This is a genomic window from Mycobacterium sp. E3247, assembly GCF_001667785.1.
GTDB lineage: Bacteria > Actinomycetota > Actinomycetes > Mycobacteriales > Mycobacteriaceae > Mycobacterium.
Genome location: NZ_LZJG01000268.1, coordinates 1 through 635 on the forward strand (window position 1 = coordinate 1; position 635 = coordinate 635).

Below are 635 nucleotides of genomic sequence, written 5' to 3' on the forward strand. Positions count from 1 at the left end.
GCAAGGGGCTGTAGTGGTCGCGTTGGCGGTTGGGTGTGGCGGCGGGCAGGGCGGCGGCCACAACGCCACCTCGGTCGCACCCTCGCCGACGCCATCGATTCGCTGATCTTGGCGCCAGACCTGATTAACGAGATTGTCGGTGCGAAACTAAACTGGGCGTCCAAACCTCCGCCCGGCGCGACCTCCCCGCCCGTGGCCGCCTTCGTCGACGAGGGTAACCCGCAGTGCGAGCCGCTGATCGCGCCGGACACGTACTCGGTGGGGGTGGCTTACACCGCGTGGCGGAGCAATCTCTACAAAGAGGACAAGGACACGTACGAGCATGCGGTCCGTCAAGCCGTTGCGACGGTTGTCGATTCCAAAGCAGCGACGGTGTTGCTTGGCGACGCTTTTGCCAAGCGTCTCGATGCGTGCAGCAATGCCGTCATCCACCTGAGCGGCAAATATCGATGGAGATTCCAGAAGACCGACGCGACCGATACGGGAGTGCGGTGGACGGGAACGGAACTGGAGGACGGGCAGATCACCGGCTGGGTCTGCCCCAACGTGGCGCGCGCGAAGAACAATGTGATCATCACTGCGCAGGTGTGCCAATACGGCAATGGCGCTCCGGCCACCGCGACAGTTCTGGACAA

The 635-nt window shown here is 63.6% G+C and carries 1 protein-coding gene; it reads left to right on the forward strand.

The genetic code is table 11. The annotated features are described in order from the left end of the window. Positions 1-33: 33 nt before the first annotated feature. Positions 34-635, forward strand: a 602-nt coding sequence (locus A9X04_RS15095) for a sensor domain-containing protein (protein WP_067921725.1), incomplete at its 3' end; no start/stop codon positions are given.